This is a genomic window from Azohydromonas lata NBRC 102462 (genome assembly GCF_001571085.1).
GTDB lineage: Bacteria > Pseudomonadota > Gammaproteobacteria > Burkholderiales > Burkholderiaceae_C > Azohydromonas > Azohydromonas lata.
In genome coordinates this window covers 82,194-88,536 of the sequence record NZ_BCTC01000018.1, presented here as the reverse complement: position 1 = coordinate 88,536, position 6,343 = coordinate 82,194, and the positions used below count along the sequence as shown (strand labels likewise).

The 6,343-nt window shown below is 70.1% G+C and carries 5 protein-coding genes; 1 reads left to right on the top strand and 4 read right to left on the bottom strand.

All coding sequences use genetic code 11. The annotated features are described in order from the left end of the window. The coding region (locus ALA01S_RS09200; RefSeq protein ID WP_157118868.1) for an AMP-binding protein at positions 1 to 949 on the top strand (949 nt) is incomplete at its 5' end. Positions 950 to 1,015: 66 nt separating this feature from the next. Here the strand turns inward: ALA01S_RS09200 and ocd are convergent. From ocd to ALA01S_RS09180, 4 genes are all read right to left on the bottom strand, one after another. Beyond that, complete coding sequence (gene ocd / locus ALA01S_RS09195) at positions 1,016 to 2,083, bottom strand: ornithine cyclodeaminase (RefSeq protein WP_066335077.1); 1,068 nt, start codon at positions 2,081 to 2,083, stop codon at positions 1,016 to 1,018. Positions 2,084 to 2,221: 138 nt separating this feature from the next. Further along, positions 2,222 to 3,301 carry a hypothetical protein gene (locus ALA01S_RS09190; RefSeq protein WP_066335076.1) on the bottom strand — a complete coding sequence of 360 codons (1,080 nt, stop codon included), beginning with the start codon at positions 3,299 to 3,301 and terminating at the stop codon, positions 2,222 to 2,224. After that, positions 3,298 to 4,560 carry an MFS transporter gene (locus ALA01S_RS09185; RefSeq protein WP_066335072.1) on the bottom strand — a complete coding sequence of 421 codons (1,263 nt, stop codon included), beginning with the start codon at positions 4,558 to 4,560 and terminating at the stop codon, positions 3,298 to 3,300. The genes ALA01S_RS09190 and ALA01S_RS09185 overlap by 4 nt, the downstream gene beginning before the upstream one ends. A 284-nt stretch (positions 4,561 to 4,844) precedes the next feature. Further along, a complete protein-coding gene (locus ALA01S_RS09180; protein WP_084267374.1) occupies positions 4,845 to 6,266 on the bottom strand; it encodes a replication initiation protein in 1,422 nt (473 codons plus the stop codon). Between the last annotated feature and the right edge of the window lie 77 nt (positions 6,267 to 6,343).

The following is a 6,343-nucleotide window of genomic DNA, read 5'->3' as shown; positions in this document are numbered from 1 at the left end:
ACTGCCCATGTTCCATTGCAACGGCTGGTGCTTCCCGTGGACGCTGGCGCTGGTGGCGGGCACCAGCGTGTGCCTGCGCAAGGTGGACCCGGCCCTGATCTACCCGCTCCTGCGCGAGCACCACGTGACGCACATGTGCGGCGCGCCCATCGTGTACGGGCTGCTCATCCACGCGCCCGCCGCGCTGCGCGAGGGTTTACAGCATCAGGTGAAGGGTTTGATCGCGGGCGCGGCGCCGCCGGCGGCGGTGATCGAGGGTTGCGAGCGCATCAACATCGCCATCACGCACGTGTACGGACTGACCGAGGTCTACGGGCCGGCCGCCTTGTGCGCGCAGCAACAGGAGTGGGCCTCGCTGCCGCTGCCGGAGCGGGCGCGGCTCAATGCGCGCCAGGGCGTGGCCTATCCGCTGCAGCAGGCGGTGACGGTGCTGGACACCGAGACCATGCAGCCCGTGCCGGCCGACGGGCAGACGCTGGGCGAGGTGTGCTTCCGCGGCAACGTGGTGATGAAGGGCTACCTGAAGAACCCGGCGGCCACGCAGGAGGCGTTTGCAGGCGGCTGGTTCCGCACGGGCGACCTGGCGGTGCTGCACCCGGACGGCTACGTGAAGATCACGGACCGCAGCAAGGACGTGATCATCTCCGGCGGCGAGAACATCAGCTCGCTGGAGGTGGAGGACGTGCTGCACCGCCACCCGGACGTGATGCTGGCGGCGGTGGTGGCACAGCCCGACCCCAAGTGGGGCGAGGTGCCCTGCGCTTTTGTGGAGGTGAAGCTGGGGTCCGGGGTGACGGAGGAGGAACTGATCGACTTCTGCCGGTCGCATCTGGCCCGCTTCAAGGTGCCCAAGCGCATCGTCTTCGGCGAGCTGCCCAAGACGTCCACCGGCAAGATCCAGAAGTTCGTGCTGCGCCAGGCGCTGAAGTCGGCAAGCGCGATCGGGTAAGGCGAAGCCGTCAGCCCGTGCCGCCGGGGCGTTCAAACAGCCGGCCAGGTTCGATGCGCCTTTGCCTCACTGCGCGCGCACCACCGCCCTCTCCTGCCGCAGCAGCCCAAACAAGTCCTTCGGGTCGTCCTGCGCCGGCACGAGGTCTATGCGCTGGCCGATGCCCAGCGACAGCGCGGTGTCGTGGACCCAGGTGAGGGCCGAGTAGTCCTCCAGGGCGAAGCCGACCGAGTCGAAGAGCGTCACCTCCTCGTCCGCGCGGCGGCCGGGGTGCTGGCCGGCGAGCACGCGCCACAGCTCAGTGACGGGGAAATCGGCGGGCATCTGCTGGATCTCGCCCTCGATGCGCGTCTGCGGCTCGAACTCCACGAACACGGCCGCGCGCTCCAGCACGCCGCGGTGCAGCTCGGTCTTGCCGGGGCAGTCGCCGCCCACGGCGTTGAGGTGCATGCCGGGCTCCAGCAACTCCGGCGTCAGGATGGTGGCGTTGGCCTTGTCGGCCGTCACGGTGGTGACGATGTCCGCGCCGCGCACCGCCTCGACCGTGCTCGCGCACACGGTGAGGTCCAGGCCCTGGCCCGCCAGGTTGCGCACCAGCTTGGCGGTGGCGGCCGGGTCCACGTCGAAGAGGCGCAGCTCGCGTACGCCCACCAGGTCGCGGAAGGCGATGGCCTGGAACTCGGCCTGCGCGCCGTTGCCTATGAGCGCCATGCGGCGGCTGCCGGGCCGCGCCAGCGCGCGGGCAGCCAGCGCCGAGGTGGCGGCGGTGCGGATGGCGGTGGTGAGGGTGAGCTCGCTCAGCAGCCGCGGCGCGCCGGTGGCCACGTCGGCCAGCACGCCGAAGGCCATCACGGTGGGCAGGCCCTCGCGCGTGTTCTTCGGGTGGCCGTTGACGTACTTGAAGGCGAAGCGCTCGGCGTCGGCCACGGGCATGAGCTCGATCACGCCGTCGCGCGAGTGGTTCGCGATGCGCGGCGTCTTCTCGAAATCGTCCCAGCGCAGGAAGTCGCGGCGCAGTTGCTCGGCCACGCCGGCAATGCTCGCGGGCAGGCCCTGGCGCTGCACCAGGCGCACCAGGTCGCGCGCGCCCACGTACAGCGTCTCGGTGTGGATGAAGCTGCTCTGGCTGGCCATGGCTTATCTCCCGTCAAGTCGATGAAGGGAGTCTGGCCAGGGGCCGCGGCAAGCGAAAGCGCAAAAGCTGCAGCGAAGCGCTGCACTGGCTGAGCAAAACGTCAGGCCGCGTTGACGTTCTGCTTAATCCTCACCGCTTCAAGGGGCCGGCTTGGGGAAGCGTTCGGTGGCGGGCGAGTAGGCGTTGCGCAGGTAGAGGGACGGCGCGCCCTTGCCGTCTATGGGGGCGGTCCAGACGTCGGTGCTGGCGGCGGCGCTGTCGCTGGCCAGGGCGTAGAGCACGTGAGCGTCGTCCAGCCACTCGATCTGATCGTCCACGTTGCGCTTCTCGGCCAGGGGCGTTTCCACGAGCGTCTTCAGGTCCAGCACGTGGAACTGCCAGACGATGCGCCCGTCCACCACGTAGCGCTTCTTGTAGGCCACGCGGGTGGCGTCCGGCGACACCGAGGGGCACTCCACGTTGTCGTGCAGCACGGTGGCGCTGCGCCGGGCGATGTCGCCGCGCAGCAGGTAATGCTGCCCGCCGCTGGAGAGCGTGGCGAAGAAGTTCTTCCCGTCCGGGGTGAAGGTGACGCCCCAGAAGTTGAAGTCCTTGGCCTTGAAGGGCTGGCCGTCCTTGGTGATGGCCAGGTTCTCCAGCTCCAGCAGCTCGCGGCCGGTGGCGGTGTCGAGGATGACGGTGCGCGTGGCGAAGTCCAGGCTGGTGTAGCCGTGGCCGGCGGCGAAGACGGTGTAGGCGGCCAGGCGCCCGTCGCGCGAGACGCGGGTGCGGCTGGGAATGCCCTGCAGCGGCAGCTCGGCCGTGACGGCGAAGGTGGTGGCGTCAAAGAGCTTGGCGCTGTAGGTGGTGACGACGCCGCGCTCGGCCGTGAGGCACATGCCGCGCCCGCCGGAAACGTGGGCGACCTCGCAGCGCAGGTGCGCAACGAAGTGCGCTTCGCCGCCGCGCGCGGCCTCGCGCCAGGCGAGCTGGCCGTAGTGCTCGTCCATGCCGGTGTGGCGGAAGAAGAGGCGGCCCGTGGCGCTGGACGCGCTGGCTACGGTGGGCGCCGGGCGGGTGGGCGTGGAGGCCGGGGCGGCGGCGGGCGGATGGGCGGCGGCATCGGCGCTGTCCGTCGGCGGCAGCCGCTGCTTGGCGTGGTACAGGTAGCCACCGACGGCCACGACGGCCGCGGCACAAAGGGCCGAGAAGGCCAGCACGGGTTTCTTGTTGTTCACGACTTGCCCCCCTCCAGGCCGCGGTACGCGGCCAGCATCGCCAGCCCCATCGCGGCGATGAACACGCTCACCGCCACGGTGGCGCCCTGCCCTTCCCACAGCCAGCCGAAGACGACGGACGACAGCAGCTTGGCCAGGCCAATGGCGGTGGCGATGAGCGCCAGCCCCGTGGTGCGCCGCGCGGCGGGCACCTCGGCGCTGGCCATGGCCATGAGCACGCCCTCGGTACCGGCGTTGAACAGGCCCAGCAGGGCCAGGCAGCCGATGAGCGCGGGCAGGCCCAGTTCGCCCGTCCCCAGCAGCACGGCGTACAGCAGGGCCAGCACGGCGTAGCCGAGCAGGAAGATGCGCCCGCGCCCCAAGCGGTCGGCCACGCGGCCCGCGGGCACGGACAGCAGCATGCAGGCCGCCGCCGTCACGACGTAGAACAGCGGAAACCAGCCCGCGGCCGCCGGGTGGCGCCGCTGCAGCAGCAGGTAAATGAACCCGTCGCTGATGGTGGCCAGGGCCAGCAGTGCGCCGCAGCCGGTGAGCACCAGGAAACGGCGCGTGATCCAGCGCCCGGGTGCGGCGGCGATGGTGGGTAACGGCGCCACCGCCTGTGCCGCAGCCAGCGCCTGCGTGGGCCTGGGGACAAAACACCACAGCACGGCCACGCCCAGCACGCCTACGACGAAGCTGGTGAACCACAGCGCGTCAAACGCCCCCGGCAACTGCGCCAGCAAGACGAAGGCGGCAACGGGCCCAAGCAGCGAGCCGCAGGCGTCCAGCGCGCGGTGCACGGCAAACGCCCCGGCGTACTGGCCGGCGGGCGTGTTCAGCGAGATGAGCGCATCGCGCGGGGCAGTTCTTAAACCCTTGCCGGCGCGGTCCAGGCCGACGATCCACAGCAGCGAGGTCCAGCCTGCCGCCACCAACAGCCCCAGCTTGCACAGCGTGGACAGGCCGTAGCCGGCCAGCGCCAGCTCCTTCTGCCGCGCGTGGCGGTCGGCCAGCCAGCCCGCCAGCAGCGCCAGCAGCGCCACGGCGAAGCCGTTGTAGACGCCGTCGATCACGCCGTACTGCGCCGGGCTCAGGTGCAGGTGCAGCACCAGGTACACGGGCAACGTGCTGTTGACCATCTCGGCCGAAACGTCGGTGAGCAGGCTGGTGAAGCCCAGGCCCCACACCACCGGGCTCACGCGCGCGGCTGTGGCCGCATCCACGCGCGCCGCCCCCTGTCCGAGCTTCACCTGCTCGAACCACTCGAACCTGTACATGCGTGCCCCCTGCCCTCGTGTTTTCCGCTTGACGGTTGCGAAGCGTTGCATTTGCGCGCGCAAGGCGCACCCATGCAAACGAAGGTTGCGCGGGCAAGGCAAAGGCCGCACGCGGGGGGCGGAAGGCTGTGCGCCAGCGGCCAAAGAGCCCGCTTCGGGACGGCTGGCCGGGTGCGGCAGCCCCGGGTCAGCGTATGGAAACCTGGTTTCCAACGCGACGGTTCTTGATCGCCGTCAAGCGGCGTCGGACGGCGCACCGGCAGCCATCCCAGGCGCTTGCGCGCTCAACCGAGCTGCAGCATGCCGCGGGCGATGGCGAACTCCAGCAGGTCCTTTTCCGTGGGCTCGGCGCTTTGCCAGCGGCGCGCGAGCCAGCGCAGGAAGAGCGGCCCGGCGATCTTGCTGCGGGGGCCGTCGCGCTCCCAGGCGCGGGCGATGGGGGCCATGAGGCCGGGCAGGGCCTCGTCCTGGAAAGCCTGGCGCAGCATGAGCTGTTCTTCCTCCGGCAGGGTGCCGAAGCGCGCCTCGCAGTCGCGCGACTGCGCGCGCTCCCACTCCTCGCGTATGCCCTGCACCGAGGCCTGCACCGCCGAGGCCGCAGGCTCGGCCACGGGCAGCGCGGGGGCCGGTACGCCGGCATAGCCTTTCTTCAGCGCGTCGCGCAGGTAGGCCGCGGGCGAGGTGAGCGTGGGCAGCGCGGGGTTGCGCAGGCGCTGCTCGACGTGCTCGACGGTGGCGCGCAGCAGCGTGTCGTCGGTGCGGGTGTAGAGCAGATCGGCGTCTTCCTCCTTGAGGCCAAGCTGGCGCAGCCGCTCCACCAGCTCCAGGTCGAAGGTGTTGCGCGCCTGCGCCACCTCCAGCGGCGCGGGGCTGCGGCGCAGCACGCGGAACTGCAGCTCGCTCACGCGGCGGCCTTCCTTGTGCTCTATGAGCTCCAGGATGAAGTCCTGCTGCAGCGCCTCCACCTCGGCCAGCGCCGGGCGCAGCACGTCGCGCTTGAAGTAGCGGTAGTCGACCTTTTCCACGTCGCTGCGGCCGGTGAGCACCGAGGCCCACCAGTGCAGGTCTTCGCGCATGGTCAGCCGCGAGGGCGAGGTGAGGTATTGCATGCCCAGCTCGAACAGCACCGCGGCGGCGTAGGAGCGCATCTGCGCTCCCACCTCCAGCAGGATTCGCGTGTAGCGGCTGGGTTTCAGCAAGCGCTCGCGCACGCGGTCGGGGTAGCTCCAACTGATGATCACGGGGTAGCCGGAGCCGCGCTCGGCGATTTCAACGGCACCCAGCAACTGCGAGGACGTCCAGCGCTGCTCGCCTGCGCCCACGGAGTTCCACTCGATCAGCGTGGTCTGCATCTCGCGGATGTGCTCCTTGAGCAGCGCGACGTTGCGCGAATTGAAGTGCGCGTCGCCGATGAGCGTGGCCAGCGGAATGCTGTATTGCCGCTCCTCGACACCCTGCTGCTGCGCGTGAAAGAGCAGCGCGTTGTAGATGCGGCGCGACAGCAGCGTCAGACGCCCCTTCTTGGGCCGAATGGCGATGGACTCGTTGGCCTTTTGCACCATGGCGTCGTCGGTTGCGCGGCGCAAAGGCGCGCGTGGGCGGCGCTCGCGCGCGGCGGGCGAATCGGGCGCCTCCTCATGTCCAGCAGGATCGGCAGGCTGCTGTGCGTGCGGGGCTGGATCGTCGGGGTCGTCCGTGATGTCCATCCACCCATCATGCCACGAGTGTGAAGCGGGTTATTCACAGTTGTGAACTTCTTAAATCACAAATGCGCCGCAGCGGC

What these genes read in the sequence shown, in the direction of transcription:
- ALA01S_RS09180 (WP_084267374.1), bottom strand. Translation starts at nt 6,266, where the DNA reads ATGGACATCACGGACGACCCCGACGATCCAGCCCCGCACGCACAGCAG.
- ALA01S_RS09185 (WP_066335072.1), bottom strand. Translation starts at nt 4,560, where the DNA reads ATGTACAGGTTCGAGTGGTTCGAGCAGGTGAAGCTCGGACAGGGGGCG.
- ocd (WP_066335077.1), bottom strand. Translation starts at nt 2,083, where the DNA reads ATGGCCAGCCAGAGCAGCTTCATCCACACCGAGACGCTGTACGTGGGC.